This is a genomic window from Amycolatopsis halotolerans (assembly GCF_042647905.1).
GTDB lineage: Bacteria > Actinomycetota > Actinomycetes > Mycobacteriales > Pseudonocardiaceae > Amycolatopsis > Amycolatopsis halotolerans.
This window is the reverse complement of the sequence record NZ_JBHRWI010000014.1, coordinates 35,829-52,807: the sequence shown is the minus strand read 5'-3', so window position 1 is coordinate 52,807 and position 16,979 is coordinate 35,829. Positions and strand designations below refer to the sequence as shown.

Here is a 16,979-nt window from a genome sequence, read left to right as displayed (position 1 = left end):
GCTTGCGATTCGGCCCGCTCGGCGGACGCTGGTGATCGAGACGGCTCTGCGAAGCCTGCCGCCCCGGCGCAGTTCAGCTTAGGCAAAGCAGTTCGCTGCTGTTGTCAAACGTTTTCCGCTGAAGGCAATGGTCGAGCCGCAAGCGGTCCTGCGCGGAACACTGTGGCTCGCAAGAGTCGTCAACTGCGAAGAGGGGTGAACATGCGGAAGCTCGTTTCCGGCCGAGCCGTGCTGGGCGGTGCGGTCGGCGCGGTCTTGGCCGCGGGGTTGGTTTTCGTTGCTCCAGGCACCGCCGCCCCTGATCCTCCGAGCGCGTGCCACGGCACGTCGCTCGGTTTGCACGGAGGGGTATACGAGGTCTCGGTGACCGTCGACAAAACGACGCATAATTCGTGCAAGCCGGTGCGGGCCGCGATTCATTGCCGCGGCCCGTTGTTCACTTCTTACTGGGAACGAGGAAAGAAGGTCGGGAAAGGCAAGACCAGCTATGCCCAATGCGGGTACAGTGATGCATATATCAGCTACGGCTACGAGTCCTATTACAGCAGTAAATGGCACTATGCGAAGGTCGGTTGATCCGGTGCTCCCGCGCTGCGCGCCCGGCGTCGCAACGTTGCCTGGGGCCAAGGCGACGCCGGGCCACCGCTTCCGGCGAGGTCGTTGCGCCGTGCGGCTGGTCCGCTGGCCGTGGCCTGGCCTCCCGATTCTGTCGTCAGCATGGAGTTCCGCTGGTTTCGGCGGCCAGCAGCCTCCTCCCCAAGCCTGTCGTCAGGTGCAGCATCGTCGCGCCGCGACGGCTGCTGGTGATCAGGCCGGCTTGACGAAGGACCTTGGTGTGCTTGCTGACCGATCCCGGCGACGCGCCAACCTTGTCGGCGAGGGCGGTAGTGGATCGGGGTACCTGGACCATGCGCAGGATGTGCGCCCTGGTGCCGCCGAGCAAATCGGACAGTGCGTCGCGTCTGGGCCGCACGGTCGTGACCTCGAGCGGATACGTCAGCACGGGCGGAAGTTCGGGATCGACCAACGTGACCGGCCGGCCTACGCAGAAGTACGAGGGGACCAGCGTGATCCCCCTGCCGCGAAGGTGCAAGTCTTTGTCTGTGGGATAGTCCAGATGCAACACGGGCGAGGTCCAGCGCTGTGTTCCGGGGAGGAGGGCCAGCAGCTCCTCCACTCCGCCGGCGGCCAGTTGCTGGGCGCGGGCATTGCGGTCGTCTCCGATCATCTGGCTCATAGTCGCCCAGTGCGGAGCCAGCGCTGCTCGCTGGTACCAGGCGGCGGCCTCCTCCAGCATTTTCAGTCCGGCGATTTCTCCCGCCGCGATCGACCGGACTTCCGGCAAACGACCGGAAGCTCGGCAGCCCCGTGAGTTCGGCGTGCAGTCTCGGTTTCGGCGTGCCGAGCACGCTCTGCAGCGCCTCCGGGAAAGTGCCGCCGGTGTCGGGGGGAGTCAGGAAATCCGGGAAGTCGCCGCGGGCCGGGTTGATCGCGACCAGCAGCTTGAGGCGCTGTCGAAGGCCTCGCTGGCGGAGGCTGCGGAGGGTCTGGCCGAGCCAGTCTCGTTGGCAGTGGCGACAGCGCCCGGATTGCAGTTGGTGCAGGCTCAGCACCAACTCCCACATCGGGTGCGGCTCAGCCGCGACGCGAGTGCGTGCGAGGTCGTCTGAGGTGAAGTGCAGCCGCAGTGCCATCCTCCGCCCCCGCTCCCCGTGTCTCGCCGCCCATGGCCCGCCGTGCATGCCCGGTCCACGAACGACTCGCATCCTAACGGCCGCGGCTCTTTTCCGTGCGAATTCCGCGATGGTCGCGCTGTCGGCTCCGAACGGTGATCGTATTTTTGGCCGTCGGCGGAGCGTACGTCTGGCTTGGTCGGAGACGCAGCACCTGTTCTCGGCTTTCAGCCGTGCCGAATCAGAGAGGACTGTCCAATGCCGACCGACGAGGCAAAGCACCACGGCTTCCGGTGAGCAGGCCCGAAGGACTCACTCCGGGGTGTGGGACCCGACTGTACGCAACCCGGTCCGGAGCAGGCGGGCGACCTGCGTCGGCGTCCAGCCAGTTGTGTCCGCGATGTCGGCTAGGCTTCGGTGCTCCATCGCGGTCGCCCAGAGCGCGAAACGCTGGCGGGGCGGCAGAAGCGCGAGTTCGTCGAGCAGGACCGCCTCGCGGGCCGCGGAATCCAGTTTCGCCGTCTGGCGGGCGGAGGGAAACTCGGTGTGCAGCGACGCCAGGATGCGGTCTCGTGCCAGTCGCCCGTAATCCGGCCCCGCGACGTCCGAGGCCGCGAGTTCGGCGGTGACTCTCCGCCACACCCGTTTCCGCACGCGCGACGACGAGCCCAGGTTACGGGCGACCCGGTAACCCAGCGAGACCATTCGTTCCCCGAACGAGGGATCGCCGCTCAGCCAAGAGGGCAGCGCACGCAGGTGCGCGTCGTGCGGTGCGGCCGTCATCGAGGTTCCTCCACCCGTCTGCTCCGGCTCTGGCGTGAGGCTACCCGGGCATCGGCGATGCGAACCGCCGCTCGTGGGTCTCAGCTGAGATCGAGCCGGGCGACGCCCGCGGTGGTGGGCCGGGGGGACCCGCCGGCCGGTTCGACGGTGACGCCGATCCGGTCGGTGTCCGGCGGCAGCGCGCCGACGAGCGGGGCCGGTCCGGAACCGGGGCGGAGCAGCCCCGCCGAATGCGCGCCGCCGGGCCCGATCAGCCAAACCTGGTAGGCGTGCCGGGCATCGAGCGACGGCATGCCGTCGAGCGCGACGGACACTTTCCCCAGCGACCGGGAAACGGTGGCGGTGAGCGTGCCACCAGCACCGCGGCTGGTGAAGGTGTTCGCGTCCGGGGCCTGGCGTACGTCGGCCGATCCGGCGGCGACCGGTGCGGTGGGAGCCGGGTGCTCGCTCAGCGCGACACCGGCGACGATCCCGCCGACGGCAGCTGCCGCGGCGAAGAGAGCGACCGCGATCCGGGTGCGCCTCGAGCGCGGCCCCGGATCGAGCGGCCGTGTTTGCCGGGTGGCCGCGACCTCGGCCAGCACAGCAGTGCGCAGCCCCTGGTCCGGCTGAACGGTTGCCGCGACGCCCATCCGCGTCGCGACCTCCCGCAGCTCGCGCACTTCCTGGGCGCACGTCCCGCACACCAACAGGTGCTGCTCGAAATGAGCCCGTTCGGCGCCGGTCACCGCGTCGAGTGCGTATGCGCCGGTCAGCATGTGCGTGTCGGCGGTAGCCATGCCGTCCCTTCCTGCGCTGCTCGTCGAAAGTCCACTATGGACAGCATTGATCAGCTGCGCGTCAGGAGGCATTCGTCGCGGAGGCGTCCCCGGTTTGGTCCGGGTTCGCACCAAACCGGTGAGCCTTCGGTACCGAAGGACCGTTATGACCACTGCGGAAGTTCCCGAAGCCGGCGCGGCGAGACTGCGGCTGCCGTCCGCGGCGTTGTGCGGCGTGCTCGCCCTGCTCGCCGCGCTGGCCGCGGGACATCTGGTCGCTTCGTTCATCAGCATCAACGCGTCTCCGTACCTCGCGGTCGGCAACGGGGCGATCGACCTCACCCCGGTGCAGCTCAAGGACTTCGCGGTGCGGACGTTCGGCACGCACGACAAGCTGGTGCTGCTCAGCGGGATGGCGGTGGTGATGGTGGCGGTCGCCGCGGTCGCCGGAATGCTCTCGGCCCGCTCGCCCGTGATCGGGGCGGCGATCATCGCGTTGTTCGGCCTGGTGGGCGGGTTCGCCGTCTACGAACGGCCGGACCTTTCCGCGGTCGCTCTGCTGGCGCCGCTCGCCAGCCTGGTGCTCGGGGTGGCGATTTTCCTTCTGCTGCACCGAATCGCTCCGAGAAAAGACATCGTGGCGGGCAGCGGTTCTTCGGGCGCGTCCCGCCGTTCCTTCCTGCTCGGCGGTGCCGGGGTCGTCGTCGGAGCCGGCGCGTTCGGCGGGGCCGGGCAGTTGATCAGCGGAACCCGCGACGCGACCGCATCCCGCGAGGCGGTGGGGAAACTCGTGCCCGCCACTATCGCGCCCGCGATCCCGGCCGACGCGGACTTCGCGAAACTGGGCACGCCGCGATTTCTCACGCCGAATCCGGATTTCTACCGGGTGGACACCGCGTTGTCCGTGCCGCAGGTTCGCACGGAAGACTGGAGCCTGCGCATCCACGGCATGGTCGAGAAGGAACGGACCTACAGTTACAGCGACATCCGGAACCGGCCGCTCGTCGAGCGCACGATCACCATGACCTGCGTGTCCAATGAGGTCGGCGGCGACTACGTGTCCACGTCGAACTTCGTCGGCATCGACCTGGCCGACTTGCTCGGCGAAGCCGGGGTGCGTCCGGGCGCGGAGCAGCTGTTCTGCACCAGCGTGGACGGGTGGACCTCCGGTACGCCGGTCGAGGCCGCGCTCGACCGCAGCCGAGGGGCGATGCTGGCGATCGGGATGAACCGCGAACCGTTGCCGCTGGAACACGGTTTTCCCGCGCGGCTCGTGACACCCGGGCTCTACGGCTACGTGTCGGCCACGAAATGGGTCGTGGACATCGAAGTGACCACGTGGCGGGCGCGGCAGGCGTATTGGCTCAAACGCGGGTGGAGCGAGCAGGCTCCGATCAAAACCGAGTCGCGGATCGATACGCCCAAGGGCTTCGCCACGGTTCCGGCCGGTGCGGTGCGGCTGGCCGGGATCGCGTGGTCGCAGCACAACGGCATCGAAAAGGTGGAGATCCGGGTCGACAACGGGGACTGGCAGCCGGTCACGCTTTCGGCTGAGGTCAATCTGAACACCTGGCGGATGTGGTGGACCCAGATCGCCGTGAAACCCGGCACCCACCAGGTATTCGTCCGCGCCACTGACAAGACCGGCTATACCCAGACCGACCAGCGCGCCGGGACCGTGCCGAACGGAGCGACCGGCTGGCACTCCAGCACGTTCATCGCGAGCTGAGAATTTTCTTCCCGCCAGACCCATCCGGGCCGAGCGCGGCGCCGAATCCCCCGTACAACCGGCCGTTCGACCGGCCGGCGCGGATCAGTCCATTGTGAACGGAGAACACTCGTGAAAACCCTTCGCACCGCCGGAATCGGCCTCACCGCCGTCGCCGCGCTCGCGCTGACCGCGTGCAGCAGCAACGACCAGGCCTCCTCCGGCAGCGGCAGTTCCAGCAGTGCGCCGATGTCGAGTTCGATGTCCGCGCCGATGTCCAGCAGCGCTTCCTCGGGCGACGGGATGACCACCAACGCCGATGTGTTTGGTCCGGCGTGTTCCAAGCTGCCCCAGGGCAATGCTCCAGGCTCGCTGGACTCGATGGGTCCGCAGCCGGTGGCCAGCGCGGCCTCGACCAACCCGCTGCTGACGAAACTGGTCGCCGCCGTCAAGGCGACCAACCTGGTCGACACCTTGAACAGCCAGCAGGCGATCACCGTGTTCGCGCCTGCGGACTCGGCGTTTGCTGCTTTGGGCGACGCGAAGTTCAATGAGCTGGCCAAGAACCCGACCCAGCTCGCGCCGATTCTGCAGTACCACGTGCTGGGCAAGCGCTACGACGCGAAGGGACTCGCTTCCGCGGGCGATGTGACCTCGCTGAACACGGCGGGCGGGCCGCTCAAGATCGAGGGCTCCGGCGACAACATGACGGTCAACGGCGCGAAGATCCTGTGCGGCAACATCCCGACCAAGAACGCGACCGTGTTCGTGATCGACAAGGTCCTCACCCCCGGCACCAACAAATAGCACCCGGCTCCGGGCTTTCACCCCTGCGTTGCGGGAAGTCCGGAACAACGGCCGCCGCGGCTCCGCCGATCACCCGGAACCGCGGCGGCCGTGCCTCGCTGTACGAACGCGAAACCCGTTCTGCCACCAAAGACTGACGGCGAGGCGCGTGACATTCGCCGTCGGGGGACGCGACAGCGGCAGCGTCCCGCCGGCCGGTGCCACAGCTTGCTCACTCCAGGCTCGTGGTGCCGGCCGGCCCGTGCCGGTGCGCGAAATCAGAGCAGTGAAGCCGCCGTTGTTGTCAGGTCCCCTGGATCTGGCGCGCGGAACCAGCGCCGGAATGTCTTGGCGTGCTGGAGGTGCGAGTGACGGTGTGCATCGGCGCCGATGCAACTGCGGGCGCTCTCTGCCGCGCTCGGTCAGCCGGCAGTGGGCACGGTCGACGCGATCGCCCGCTATGCTGGGTTCGGTCGGACGCCGTCGTCAGTCCGCAAAGGACTGAAGTGTGTTCGTTCTTGAGCGGAGGGAATCCGGGGCCTTGTTCCGCGATGATTGCGGCAGGGTCCGGCGCTCGCGAGCACGATGCACACGGGCAAGATATTCAGCGGAGAGCCAAGTCTGAGCAGCGGTGCGGAAAACGTTCACGTTTCGCGGACGGTACGAAAAATGCGCCAGGCAGGCCGACAACGCGGATCCGAAATCGTCACTCACCCGATGATGTGATCGTCGCCACTCGTTCGGGGAGTGAGTTTCGCGTGACCGGCGGGTCGAACCGATGAACTGAAAGAACGGGAAACGACCGGAGGAGATTCGATGGCTTCGACGACTGACACGGCGGCCAAGTCCCAGGACGTGGAGCGGGTCAACACGGGTCCGCTGACCAGTTCGCAGGGGACGACCACGGTCGCGGACGTGGTGGTGCAGAAGATCGCCGGGCTGGCGACGCGCGAGATCCCCGGGGTCTACGACCTGGGCGGTGGTGCGGCGCGGGCGTTTTCGGCGCTGCGGGAGCGGATTCCGGGTGCGACGGCGTCGGCCGGGCAGGGTGTTTCGGTCGAGGTGGGGGAGAAACAGGCCGCGGTGGACCTGCAGATCGTGGTGGAGTACGGCGTTTCGATCGCGGACGTCGCGCGCTCGATCCGGCGGAACGTGATCGGCGCGGTGGAGGGGATGACCGGGCTGGAGGTGGTGGAGGTCAACATCAACGTGGGAGACCTGCACCTGCCGTCCGACGACGAGGAGGACGCGTCCGGCGACAGCGGCCGGGTGCAGTGAGCGCGGTCGCGTGGCCGGGTCGGACCGTCGCCGGGGTGCCCGACGTGGGCGGACGGCCAGCCGGGGGCGGTTGTGTCCGGCGGCGGTCGGATGCACCGAGCGGGCTTGTGGAGGCTGAACGGGTGCTCTCGGCGGTCCGGCTGCCGGTGACGGCAGGCATGTGCGGCGGGCGGTCCGGCCGGGCCGCGGCGCTCGGCGCGGACGGTTGGCCGCGATGAACCCGCTTGAGGAGGCCGCCTGGATCGTCGCTGCCGTGCGCGAGCTGCCGGAGGTGGCGGAGCTGCACAGCGGCCCGTTCGGCCGGGTCGCGACGCTTGGTGCGGGCGGCCGGGTGAGCGGAGTGCGGGTGACTGAGGCGGACGTGACCGTCGGCGTGACGGTCTGGGCTCCGTTCTCGGCGGGTGACGTGGCGGCCGCGGTGCGTGCTGCTGTCGCGTCGCCCGGGTGGCCGGTGCATGTGCTGATCGCCGACGTCGAAGTGCCGGCTGCGGCGGGAACCGAGTCGGAGAACAGGAAGGAGACGGTGTCGTGAACGCAACGGGATTGGGCCTGATCACCGGCCTCGCGCTGGGCATTGCCGCCGCGATCGGCGGCTTCGGTGCGTTCCTGCTCGTCCTCGTGCTGGGCGCGGTGGGTTTGCTCGTCGGTCGTCTGCTCGACGGCAAGCTCGACCTCTCGCAGCTCACTGGCCGCGATCGGGGGTGAGCTGTGGCTGTCGCAGCGGAGGAGCGGGGCAGCCTCGCGATCAGCGAGCACGCCGTCGAACGGCTGGCCGCCCATGCGGCGGGCGAGATCGACCGGGTCGGCGGGGCCGCCGGGCGGACGCTCGGGATCAGCCTCGGCGGGGAAGCGCTGGACCGGTCGGCGAAAACGTCCGTCCGGATCGCGGGCGGCGAGGTGGAACTGGACGTGCGGATCTCGCTGGAGTACCCGGCTCCGGTCGGCGGGACGACCGAACGGGTCCGCGGCCATCTGCGGGGGCGGGTCGAGGAGCTGACCGGGATGCCGGTCCGGCGCGTCGGCATCACGGTGACGGCTTTGCACGCCGAGGCCGCTGAGCAGAGGAGGGTCGAGTGAAACGCCGAACCCGCCGGTCTCTTCCGGCGAGCTTGACCGCCGGTGCGCTGCTGGCCGTGTGCGTACTGGTTGCTGTCGCGGTGATTCAGCGGCTGACCGGGAACCGGCCGTGGCTGGACTATCGCGCGGTCGCCGCTGCCGTCCACAACGCGCACTGGACTGATCTCGTCCCAGCGCTGATTTCGGGTGCGGTAGCGCTCGTCGGGCTGGTGCTGCTGTGGGCCGCGCTCCTGCCGGGCAAACGCCGGATCCTCCCGTTGACGGGCGACCCGGATTCCGGTGCCGACACCGTGGGCTACCGGTCCGCGTTGCGTGCGGCCGCGGCGGAGGTGGACGGGGTCGAGCGAGCCCGGCTCTCGACCGGCTCGCGCAAGGTCAAGGTGCGGGTGAAAACGGCACGCACTCGGACGGACGGGCTGACGGACGCGGTCCGTACTGCCGTCGAGTCGCGGCTCGACCACATCGCACCGGCTCGACGGCCCGCGGTGTCGGTGCGGGTTCGTGCTACGAGGGAGGGGTCATGAATCGGCCGGCCGCGCTCAACCGCTTTCTGCTCGCGGTGATCGGTCTCGTGCTGCTCGCTGCGGGCGGCTTCGGTCTGGCCACCCATTTCCGTGTGCTCAGGCTCATTGATCCCGAAGCGCCGCTCGTGCCGGGCACAGGAGAGCCGCCCACCTGGGTGCTTTACGCGATCGCCGCGGCGGCGGTCGTGGTGGGGCTCCTCGCTTTGCGCTGGCTGCTCGCCCAGCTCGCGCACCGGCCGCGCACGGGAGTGTGGCGGTTCGAGACTGATCCCGCCTACGGACGCACCGAGCTGCGCGCGGACGACGCGGTCGTCCCCTTCGCCGAGGAACTGCGCGGGTATCCCGGAGTGCGCAAGGCGAGCGCGTCCCTTGCCGGGACCCGGGAGACGCCAGCTCTGGCAGTGATCGTCACGTGCGAGCAGGACGTCGACCTCGGCGAAATCCGCAGGCGTGTCGCCGAGGAGAGCCTGCCGCGGCTCGAGGAAGCGTTGGAGCTGAAGGACATTCCGGTCGCGATCGAGTTCCGGTTCACCAGCCGTGCGACGTCGCGTGTCGGGTAGAGCTCTTCCCGGAATACGCCGGAGCCTCACGGCTTGCCCAACGCTTTCCGACCTTCGCGAGCCGACGATGCGGGCAGTTGCGCCCATCCGGTGCCGGACCGCTGGCGGCGGCCCGGCACCGCGGCGGCCGGGTCAGTGTGCGGCGCTGGTGTTCACGGCACCGTTGACGCCCTTGGGGAAGAAGCCGCCCGAGGTAGCGGCTTTGCTGGTCAGGTAGACGATGTTGAGGACTTGCCCGGGGCTGCGGCTGTAGGCGATGCCGTTGGCGTCGGCGGGCACGATGTTGGCGTTGCCGCGGTCGTCGATGACTCCTTGGTCGTCGTCGGTCGGACCGTCGAGGCTGTCGCGGGCGTCGGAGAGTTTGACGGTGGCTTCGCGCGAGTTGGTGCCGAACAGGCCGCCGCCGCGTTCGTAGAGCGCGGTGCGGATGTTCCCGGCGTGGTAGGCCTCGACGGCGAGGATGCCGGCGGCGGCTTCCAGATAGGTCTTGTTGCTGATCAGCGGTGCGGCGCCTTTGTAGGCCGTCACCCCGACGTCTTCGAAAAGGAACGCGGCCAGCAGGAAATTCTCTTCGCAGGCGAATGCGTCGAAGGTGTGCCCCTTTTTCACGAGGCCCGCAGCTTGCGCGGCGGCGGTGAAACTGGATTGCAGATCGATCTGCGGCCGGCTCACGGCCGCGGAGCCCAGTGCGCCGCGCAGGAAAGCGACGTGCGCTTTTTCGTCCCCGGCGATTTCATGGGCGTACTGGCGGGCGGCTTTCGTCTCGAACCGCACTGCCCGGCCGCCGGTGACTCCGCCCTGGGCGCCGGTGCCGGTGGTCATCGAGTCCGGCAGCCCGCGTCCGGTGACCGCGTGCAGGTAGAACTCGGCTTCCAGGTACTCGAGGTTGAGCGCGAAGTTGAGCACCGCGCCATCGCTGATTTGAGCGCTTTCGGCCGCCTCGTGCGCCGGGCGGGTCGAGGCCGCCGCGGTGCCCGCGGTCAGGCCGCCCAGCGCACCGGCTCCCACCACTCCGAGCCCGGTCATCCCGGCGGCCCGCAGGAAACGGCGGCGGTCCTGGTCGTTCTCCGCGCTCCGGTTGATCATTGAAGCTGCATAAAGCTTGCCAAACACGGACGAACTCCTCCCCGCCCGCGCGGGAGCGCGGGCGTCACTCGCGGCCGGACGCCCGGCCGCGAGAACGGATCCTTCGTGGACGATTCGGGTTCGGAGCCGGTGGCGGCCCGGTTTGGCCGGGTGCACCGATCAGGTGACCGGAATCCGGAGCCGCGTGCGTGTCGTCGGGGCCTTCGCCGGAGCCGCGATCCGGCGGCTCTCGACCGGGTGACCGCAGGGCTCGCACCAATACGCGCGGCCCTCGTCGGCGAATCACCGGTGACCAGCCGCCGGGGAAGGACTTCGCATGCCCGCCACCCGCTCAGCGGCGTCAGCGCGGGAAACCTTCGCGCTGACGCCGGAAGTCCTGATCGTCCTTGCCGCACAGGGGGACCAGCGTGCGTACGCGCGGTTGTACGAGTACCTCTCCGGGCCGGTGCACGGCAAGGTCAATGCGGTCCTGTGCTCGCCGGCCCAGTCGGAAGAGGTCACGCAGGAGGTGCTGCTGGAGATCTGGCGTCAGGCTGCCCGGTTCGACCCGTCCCGTACCGCGAGGGTGCTGACCTGGGCGCTGACCATCGCGCACCGGCGCGCGGTCGACCGCGTCCGCTCCGAACAGGCGTTCCGGAACCGGCAGGAAAAAGCGGCGCGGCTGGAGTTCCGCCGGCCGTATGACGACACCGGAGAGGCCGCACTGTCCATAGTGGAGCGTGATCGGGTGCGCGGCGCGCTCCGCGGGCTCACCGCGCTTCAGCGCGAGTCGATCCAGCTGACTTATTTCTGCGGCCTCACCTGCCGCGAGGCCGCTGACCTGCTCGGTGTCGCGGTCGGCACCGTCAAAACCCGTGTCCGCAGCGGAATGCTCCGGCTGCGGGACGCGTTGGGAGCACCCGGATGATGCCGCCGACCTCCACCCCCTTGCTGGCGCCTGCGCGGTCGCCGGCCTCGAGCGCGGCGAGTCCGACCGGCACCTCGACGAGTGCCCCGTCTGCGCGGCCGAGCTCGGGAATTCCGGGAGACGTGGCCTCGTCCGCCGTCCGCCGTGTCGAACAGCTCGTCACGCGGATCGCGCGGCCGCGTCCTCGACGCCGTCGCCACGGAGCTGAGGCCGGCGAGGTACCGGCCGCGCGACCGGCTTGGCCCAAGCACGTCGGGATCGCTAGCGTCGTGGTGTTTGCCCAGTGCGTCGGAGCTGGCGGCGAGATCACGGCGCGGGCGGTCCCGCGCCGCGGTGGAGAGCGGCGTGAGCATCTGCCTTTGGCCGGCTTGACGGCGGTGCTCGCCCGAAGCTGTTCCCGGCCTGCCGGGTGAGCTGGCCGGGCGAGGCTATGCCGTGCGGCGTGCTCGCTGGCCAGGCGACCAGTCCGCGGCTCGGTAGTCCGCGCAACGCCAGGTTCATCGAATGGCGCGCGACAAATGCGGCGAGTGCCAGCTCAGCGTCGGGCAGTCCCGGCTGTTGTGCGAGTACTTCGAGACACGCATGCTGCGGCACGGTCAGACTCATTCAGGACATTGCGCACGGACTTGTCCAGCGGACCGGCGTCCGATCTCCGCAGAGACGCTCCGGAAACAGCTTCAGGCCGGCGGGCGTTGCAGTTACGTCGATACGGTACTCGGACATGGTCCGAGGCTGGCCGTTCCAGCAAGCGGCCACATCCGGACGGCAAGTGTCTGCTCGCTGACATTCGCGCTGCGAACGCCGCGGCCGGCTGGTGGGATCAAGTCGGAAACCTGACCGCGGATCTTCGGGCGGGAGTGGCCGGTGACAACGCAGAAGCGGGATCGGGACGAGGTGTTCGTCGAGTACACCAAGAGCATCTGCCCGGTGTGCAAGACGGTGCTGGACGCGCAGGTCAACATTCGCGAGGACAAGGTCTATCTGCGCAAACGATGCAAGGAGCACGGCGAATTCGAGGCGCTGGTCTACGGCGACGCGCAGGCGTACCTTGCCTCGGCCCGGTTCAACAAACCGGGCACCGTCCCGCTGACGTTCCAGACCGAAGTCAAGGACGGGTGCCCCTCGGACTGCGGGCTGTGCCCGGAGCACAAACAGCACGCCTGCCTGGGCATCATCGAGGTCAACACCAATTGCAACCTGGACTGCCCGATCTGCTTCGCCGACTCCGGTCACCAGCCTGACGGCTACTCGATCACACTGGAGCAGTGCGAGCGGATGCTCGACGTATTCGTCGAGTCCGAGGGCGAGGCGGAGGTGGTGATGTTCTCCGGCGGCGAACCCACAATCCACAAGCACATCCTCGACTTCATCGACCTGGCCCGGGCGAAGCCGATCCGCAATGTCAACCTCAACACCAACGGCATCCGGCTCGCGACCGACAAACGCTTCGCCGCCGCACTGGGGGAACGCAACGGCCGGGGCGGCAAGTCGATCAATATCTACCTGCAGTTCGACGGCTTCGACGAACGCACCCACCTGGAGATCCGCGGCAAAGACTTGCGGGAGCGCAAGCGGCAGGCGCTGGACAACTGCGCCGAAGCCGGACTCACCGTCACCCTGGTCGCCGCGGTCGAGCGCGGGCTCAATGAGCACGAACTCGGCGACATCATCGAGTTCGGGCTGGCGCATCCGGCGGTGCGGTCGGTGTCGTTCCAGCCGGTCACGCACTCCGGACGGCACGTGGAGTTCGATCCGCTGACCCGGCTGACCAATTCCGATGTCATCGAGCTGATCGCCGCGCAGCGCCCCGGGTGGTTCGGCAAGGACGACTTCTTCCCGGTGCCCTGCTGCTTTCCCACCTGCCGGTCGATCACTTACCTGCTCACCGAAGGCACCCCGGGACAGCCGGGCTTCGGGGTGGTGCCGATCCCGCGGCTGCTGCGGGTGGAGGACTACCTGGACTACGTGTCCAACCGGGTCGTCCCCGACTACGCGATCCGCGAAGCTCTCGAAAAGCTGTGGAGCGCGTCGGCGTTCATGGGCACCGACACCACCGAAGAGCGGCTCCGGCAGACCGCCGAAGCACTGGACTGCGCGGACGCGTGTGGCGTGAACCTGCCCGGGGCACTCGCGAACCTCACCGACCGGGCGTTCATGATCGTGGTGCAGGACTTCCAGGACCCCTACACCCTGAATGTCAAGCAGCTGATGAAGTGCTGCGTCGAGGAGATCACGCCGGACGGGCGGCTGATTCCGTTCTGTGCCTACAACTCCGTCGGCTATCGCGAGCAGGTGCGCGAGCAGATGTCCGGGGTGAAGGTCGCCGACGTCGTGCCGAACTCGGTCGAACTGCAACCGCTGCTCGCCGACTCGCCGTATGGCTCCAAGGTCGCGGGCGCCCTGGATGCGGCGGGCAGGCACCACGGCGCGGACAACGGGGGTCGGACGGCGATCGCGCGGGACACCACCAACGTCGGCAGGCGGGCGGTGCGGGAGTGAACACCCCGGCCGAGATCAAGTCCTGCTGCGCCGCCTCCTACGGCAACGACGCGGTGGCCCTGGTGCTGGGCGAGTCCTATCACCCCGGCGGGCTGGCGCTGACCCGGCGGCTGGCCGAACGGCTGCGGTTGCGCAGCGGTCAGCGGGTCGCCGACATCGCCTCCGGGCCGGGTGCGACCGCGCGCCTGCTCGCCGCCGACTACGACGTCACCGTCGACGGTGTCGACCTTGGACAGTCCACAGTGGAGCGCGCTGGTGCGGCGACGGCCGACGCCGGGCTGGCTGCGAAGGTGCGGTTCCACCTCGGTGATGCCGAACGAATACCGCTGCTGGACAATGCTTTCGACGCCGTCGTCTGTGAGTGCGCGTTCTGCACGTTCCCGGGCAAAGCGGCCGCCGCGGCCGAGTTCGCGCGGCTCCTCCGATCCGGAGGCCGGGTGGGCATCACTGACGTGACGGTCGCCGAGGGCGGGCTGCCTGGTGAACTGAGGACGGTGGCCGCGTGGGTCGCCTGCATCGCCGACGCCCGTCCGCTGGGCGAGTACGCGGCGATTCTGGAACAGGCCGGGCTGTCCGTGGTGCACACCGAGGTCCACGACGAGGCGATCGCGCGGATGATCGACGAGATCGACGCCCGGCTGCGGGTGCTGCGGATGACCGCGTCCGCCCGGCTGGCCGAGGCCGGGGTGGAGGTCGACGCGGTGCTGCGCTACGCGGCGCTGGCCAAGCGAGCCGTCGCTGACGGGCTCATCGGGTACGCCCTGCTCGTCGCCGAGAAACCCGCGGACATATCGGAACCCGAAGGAGTGTCCGGCCGCTGACAGTCCCGCTCGGCACATTGTCCTCGCATGAAGGGGAGCGAACACCGTTGGCTCGGCCAGGCGGAATCATGCGGCGCGGCGAACTGCACGCGCGGGCCGGCATCTGGTGTCACCTCGAACTCCGTATCGCGGTGCTGGTGATGGACTGCGCGGCAGCGGTCGCGGCGCGCCGAGGATGTGGACACTGTGTCAGATAGGTGGGCGCCGGGTTGGCCACGGCAAGCGCGAACCAGCCCATGCCGGCCAGCAGCGTGACGCCCAGCCCGGCACGCCAGCGGCGCGTGCCGCGAGGTCCTCGAGGCCGATGCGGGGGAGGTCGCCGAGCAGGCGCGAGCAGTACGGCCAGCCGGGCCGCAAGTACCCCGTGGCACCGGTGTCGTTCCCGCTCACGACGCGGGCGGGCGGCCGAAAAGGCGGGTCCAGAAGCCGCCGCCTGGGCGTGGTACGGGTTCGCCCTCGACGGTCACCTCGGGGCAGAACGCCACGTGGTTCTTGATCCGCCGGGCCAGCGGGCTCGGCCGCGGGTAGTACCAGGCGATGTCCGGCGCCCCACCCCGCTCCGAGGTCAGGTTGTAGTAGCTGGCCAGCCCCTTCCACGGGCAGAGCGTCTTCGTCCGGCTCGCGGCGAAGCAGCCGGTGTTCACCGAGTCCGGCGGGAAGTAGTGGTTTCCTTCGACGCGGACCGTGCGGGGCGCCTCGGCCAGCACGATCCCGTTCCATACAGCACGCATCATGGGTTGCATAGGATCACTTCGGCCTCGATACGTGCTGCTGGAGTGTCAGCTCGCTGACAGCGCGGAAAGTGTGTCACCTCGCTGACACTTGACGGAGGCGGCGCGAGCACGCCGGGCGGCACGGTGCCAGGCTGGGCACATGGCGTTGTCGAAGCTGCCGGCCGCGGCGATGGAGCAGACGATGCGGCTGCTGGGCACCGGCCCGGCGGCCGACATGGCGATCCGGCAGGCCGCCTGGGTCGCCCGCTGCGTTGGACGCGGCGAGGCGGCGCCGCTGGGTTCCGCCGACGTGGACGCGCTGGCCGCGTCTCTTCGTACCCGGACCTACCAGCGTGGCGCGGTGCTCTTTCGCGGCGGTGCCGCGGCGGACGGCGTATGGATCGTGCGACGCGGCCGGGTCGAGTTGTCGGTGGGCGCCGGGCGGCGCCGCGCCGTGGTCTACCTTCTGCAGCCTGGTGACGTCGACGGCGACATTCAGCACTTGCTCGACATGCCGCTGACCTACACCGCCCGCGCGCTGGACGAGGTGACCGCGCTGGCATTGGACGCGGCCGCGTTCGAGAAGCTGCTGGCCGAGCACCCGCTGATCGCCCGCCGCTGGCTGTCCAGCGTCGCCCAGCGTCTGGCGACCAGCCAGAGCCGCATCATCGGGCTGCTCGGCCGGTCGCTGACCGCGCAGGCCGCCCGGCTGCTGGTCGACGAAGCGGTCGGCGAAGACGTCCCGTTGCCGCAGCGCACGCTCGCCGCGCTGCTCGGCGTGCAGCGCCCGTCCCTGAACAAGATCCTCAAGGAATTCGAGCGCCAGGGCCTGATCGAGGTGCGCTACGCCGCGATTCACCTTCGCGATCCGGCCAAGCTGCTCACCATCACCGGGCAGGAGGCGTGATGTGGATTCGGGCGGCGGTGAACTGCGCGGTGCCGTTTACCGTCGCCGGCGCGGGCTGCTTCGCCGGATGCCGAACCTCGGCCGAGACCGCGCTGTGGCCTCGTTACCTGTCCCGCTATCACGACGATCGGCCGGGTATTACCGAGCTCCTCCTGGACCCGGCGACAGATCGGCGGTGTAACCGGCCGTACTCGTGGCTGGTGGCACCGCTGCGCGGCAAGGCGAAGACGTTTCTCGACCTCGCGTGCGGCTCGGCGCCCACCCGTGACGTGCTGCGGGACGAGAGGTGGCTCGGCGTCGACCTGTCCGCGGGGGAACTGGCCCTTGCCGCGGCCGCCGGCCGCGGGCCGGTGGTCCGCGGCCGCGCCGATCAGCTGCCGATCGGCGACAACACGGTCGACGCGGTGTGCGCGGCCATGTGCTTCCCGGTACTGACTCCGCTCGACGCGGTGCTGGCCGAGGTGACGCGGGTGCTGCGGCCGGGAGGGACGCTGGTCTCGTTGGTCCCGTCCCGGATGCGGTTCGGTCGAGGGCTGCGGGGGTGGTGGCGAGTGACGCGGGCCTTGGGCATCCGGTCGCAGCCGTGGCCCAACCCCGACGCCCGCGACGGGCTGCCGAAGATCCTTCGCGCGCACGGGTTCGTCGTCGAGGCCAGCGAGCGCCGCGTGTTCCGGCGCGAGATCGCCGATCCGCGTGCGGCAGCCCTGCTCGTCGGCGGGCTCTACCTGCCCGGCATCGCACCCGAGAGCGTCGAGGCGGCGCGTCTCGCGCTGGCGACCTGGGCGCGGCCAGGACGTCGGCTGCCGTTTCCCCTGCGTCGCGTCGTCGCCCGTCTTCCGGTCGCGGGATAAGAGGAGAACCGCATGTCGTACCTGCCGTCGCTGCCGTCCGAAGCCCCG

Annotated in this window: 19 protein-coding genes; 14 read left to right on the top strand and 5 right to left on the bottom strand. The window is 69.4% G+C overall.

Features of this window, described 5'->3' with window-relative positions; translation table 11 throughout:
* The first annotated feature begins 201 nt into the window (after window positions 1-201).
* Entirely contained in the window at window positions 202-576 is a 375-nt protein-coding gene (locus tag ACFORO_RS10165; RefSeq protein ID WP_377868440.1) for a hypothetical protein, read from the top strand.
* Window positions 577-712: 136 nt separating this feature from the next.
* Here ACFORO_RS10165 and ACFORO_RS10160 read toward each other — a convergent pair whose 3' ends face one another.
* The 3 genes from ACFORO_RS10160 to ACFORO_RS10150 all read right to left on the bottom strand — a co-directional run bounded on the left by ACFORO_RS10160 (window position 713) and on the right by ACFORO_RS10150 (window position 3,235).
* Window positions 713-1,345: an ArsR/SmtB family transcription factor gene (locus tag ACFORO_RS10160; protein WP_377868439.1), complete on the bottom strand. Its 633-nt coding sequence runs from the start codon at window positions 1,343-1,345 to the stop codon at window positions 713-715.
* Between the two features lie 640 nt (window positions 1,346-1,985).
* On the bottom strand, window positions 1,986-2,456 hold the full coding sequence (locus tag ACFORO_RS10155) for a sigma factor-like helix-turn-helix DNA-binding protein (protein WP_377868438.1): 471 nt from the start codon (window positions 2,454-2,456) through the stop codon (window positions 1,986-1,988).
* An 80-nt stretch (window positions 2,457-2,536) separates the two neighbouring features.
* Window positions 2,537-3,235, bottom strand: coding sequence for an anti-sigma factor (locus ACFORO_RS10150; RefSeq protein WP_377868437.1), 699 nt, complete (start codon window positions 3,233-3,235; stop codon window positions 2,537-2,539).
* A gap of 145 nt (window positions 3,236-3,380) precedes the next feature.
* Between ACFORO_RS10150 and ACFORO_RS10145 the strand changes: the two genes are divergently transcribed.
* From ACFORO_RS10145 to ACFORO_RS10110, 8 genes are all read left to right on the top strand, one after another.
* On the top strand, window positions 3,381-4,943 hold the full coding sequence (locus ACFORO_RS10145) for a molybdopterin-dependent oxidoreductase (protein ID WP_377868436.1): 1,563 nt from the start codon (window positions 3,381-3,383) through the stop codon (window positions 4,941-4,943).
* Between the two features lie 111 nt (window positions 4,944-5,054).
* A complete protein-coding gene (locus tag ACFORO_RS10140; protein WP_377868435.1) occupies window positions 5,055-5,729 on the top strand; it encodes a fasciclin domain-containing protein in 675 nt (224 codons plus the stop codon).
* Between the two features lie 795 nt (window positions 5,730-6,524).
* Complete coding sequence (locus ACFORO_RS10135) at window positions 6,525-6,986, top strand: Asp23/Gls24 family envelope stress response protein (RefSeq protein ID WP_377868434.1); 462 nt, start codon at window positions 6,525-6,527, stop codon at window positions 6,984-6,986.
* 214 nt (window positions 6,987-7,200) lie between these two features.
* Complete coding sequence (locus ACFORO_RS10130; protein WP_377868433.1) at window positions 7,201-7,518, top strand: hypothetical protein; 318 nt, start codon at window positions 7,201-7,203, stop codon at window positions 7,516-7,518.
* Window positions 7,515-7,691, top strand: coding sequence for a hypothetical protein (locus ACFORO_RS10125; protein ID WP_344275056.1), 177 nt, complete (start codon window positions 7,515-7,517; stop codon window positions 7,689-7,691). The genes ACFORO_RS10130 and ACFORO_RS10125 overlap by 4 nt, the downstream gene beginning before the upstream one ends.
* A gap of 3 nt (window positions 7,692-7,694) precedes the next feature.
* Window positions 7,695-8,063, top strand: a complete 369-nt coding sequence (locus ACFORO_RS10120; protein WP_377868432.1) for an Asp23/Gls24 family envelope stress response protein — start codon at window positions 7,695-7,697, stop codon at window positions 8,061-8,063.
* The gene (locus ACFORO_RS10115; protein WP_377868431.1) at window positions 8,060-8,587 is read left to right on the top strand and encodes a DUF6286 domain-containing protein; all 528 of its coding nucleotides are present in this window, start codon (window positions 8,060-8,062) and stop codon (window positions 8,585-8,587) included. The genes ACFORO_RS10120 and ACFORO_RS10115 overlap by 4 nt, the downstream gene beginning before the upstream one ends.
* Window positions 8,584-9,147, top strand: coding sequence for an alkaline shock response membrane anchor protein AmaP (locus ACFORO_RS10110; protein ID WP_377868430.1), 564 nt, complete (start codon window positions 8,584-8,586; stop codon window positions 9,145-9,147). The genes ACFORO_RS10115 and ACFORO_RS10110 overlap by 4 nt, the downstream gene beginning before the upstream one ends.
* Window positions 9,148-9,279: 132 nt before the next feature.
* Here the strand turns inward: ACFORO_RS10110 and ACFORO_RS10105 are convergent, their stop codons facing one another.
* A complete protein-coding gene (locus tag ACFORO_RS10105; RefSeq protein ID WP_377868429.1) occupies window positions 9,280-10,260 on the bottom strand; it encodes a ferritin-like domain-containing protein in 981 nt (326 codons plus the stop codon).
* 289 nt (window positions 10,261-10,549) lie between these two features.
* On the opposite strand from ACFORO_RS10105, the gene ACFORO_RS10100 reads away from it, so the two are divergent.
* From ACFORO_RS10100 to ACFORO_RS10090, 3 genes are all read left to right on the top strand, one after another.
* Window positions 10,550-11,140: a sigma-70 family RNA polymerase sigma factor gene (locus ACFORO_RS10100; protein WP_377868428.1), complete on the top strand. Its 591-nt coding sequence runs from the start codon at window positions 10,550-10,552 to the stop codon at window positions 11,138-11,140.
* Between the two features lie 864 nt (window positions 11,141-12,004).
* The gene (locus tag ACFORO_RS10095) at window positions 12,005-13,639 is read left to right on the top strand and encodes a radical SAM protein (protein ID WP_377868427.1); all 1,635 of its coding nucleotides are present in this window, start codon (window positions 12,005-12,007) and stop codon (window positions 13,637-13,639) included.
* Window positions 13,636-14,460: a class I SAM-dependent methyltransferase gene (locus ACFORO_RS10090; RefSeq protein ID WP_377868426.1), complete on the top strand. Its 825-nt coding sequence runs from the start codon at window positions 13,636-13,638 to the stop codon at window positions 14,458-14,460. Before ACFORO_RS10095 ends, ACFORO_RS10090 begins: the two co-directional genes overlap by 4 nt.
* A 386-nt stretch (window positions 14,461-14,846) precedes the next feature.
* Here ACFORO_RS10090 and ACFORO_RS10085 read toward each other — a convergent pair whose 3' ends face one another.
* Window positions 14,847-15,194: a DUF427 domain-containing protein gene (locus ACFORO_RS10085; RefSeq protein WP_377868425.1), complete on the bottom strand. Its 348-nt coding sequence runs from the start codon at window positions 15,192-15,194 to the stop codon at window positions 14,847-14,849.
* Window positions 15,195-15,333: 139 nt separating this feature from the next.
* Here ACFORO_RS10085 and ACFORO_RS10080 point away from each other — a divergent pair, with 139 nt between their 5' ends.
* Both ACFORO_RS10080 and ACFORO_RS10075 read left to right on the top strand, forming a co-directional pair.
* On the top strand, window positions 15,334-16,080 hold the full coding sequence (locus ACFORO_RS10080) for a Crp/Fnr family transcriptional regulator (protein ID WP_377868424.1): 747 nt from the start codon (window positions 15,334-15,336) through the stop codon (window positions 16,078-16,080).
* A complete protein-coding gene (locus ACFORO_RS10075; protein ID WP_377896528.1) occupies window positions 16,080-16,931 on the top strand; it encodes a class I SAM-dependent methyltransferase in 852 nt (283 codons plus the stop codon). The genes ACFORO_RS10080 and ACFORO_RS10075 overlap by 1 nt, the downstream gene beginning before the upstream one ends.
* Window positions 16,932-16,979 lie beyond the last annotated feature (48 nt).

Bases quoted from the DNA above. Each gene is read 5' to 3' on its own strand.
- ACFORO_RS10165 (WP_377868440.1), top strand. From the start codon at position 202: ATGCGGAAGCTCGTTTCCGGCCGAGCCGTGCTGGGCGGTGCGGTCGGC.
- ACFORO_RS10155 (WP_377868438.1), bottom strand. From the start codon at position 2,456: ATGACGGCCGCACCGCACGACGCGCACCTGCGTGCGCTGCCCTCTTGG.
- ACFORO_RS10150 (WP_377868437.1), bottom strand. From the start codon at position 3,235: ATGGCTACCGCCGACACGCACATGCTGACCGGCGCATACGCACTCGAC.
- ACFORO_RS10145 (WP_377868436.1), top strand. From the start codon at position 3,381: ATGACCACTGCGGAAGTTCCCGAAGCCGGCGCGGCGAGACTGCGGCTG.
- ACFORO_RS10135 (WP_377868434.1), top strand. From the start codon at position 6,525: ATGGCTTCGACGACTGACACGGCGGCCAAGTCCCAGGACGTGGAGCGG.
- ACFORO_RS10130 (WP_377868433.1), top strand. From the start codon at position 7,201: ATGAACCCGCTTGAGGAGGCCGCCTGGATCGTCGCTGCCGTGCGCGAG.
- ACFORO_RS10110 (WP_377868430.1), top strand. From the start codon at position 8,584: ATGAATCGGCCGGCCGCGCTCAACCGCTTTCTGCTCGCGGTGATCGGT.
- ACFORO_RS10100 (WP_377868428.1), top strand. From the start codon at position 10,550: ATGCCCGCCACCCGCTCAGCGGCGTCAGCGCGGGAAACCTTCGCGCTG.
- ACFORO_RS10085 (WP_377868425.1), bottom strand. From the start codon at position 15,194: ATGATGCGTGCTGTATGGAACGGGATCGTGCTGGCCGAGGCGCCCCGC.
- ACFORO_RS10080 (WP_377868424.1), top strand. From the start codon at position 15,334: ATGGCGTTGTCGAAGCTGCCGGCCGCGGCGATGGAGCAGACGATGCGG.
- ACFORO_RS10075 (WP_377896528.1), top strand. From the start codon at position 16,080: ATGTGGATTCGGGCGGCGGTGAACTGCGCGGTGCCGTTTACCGTCGCC.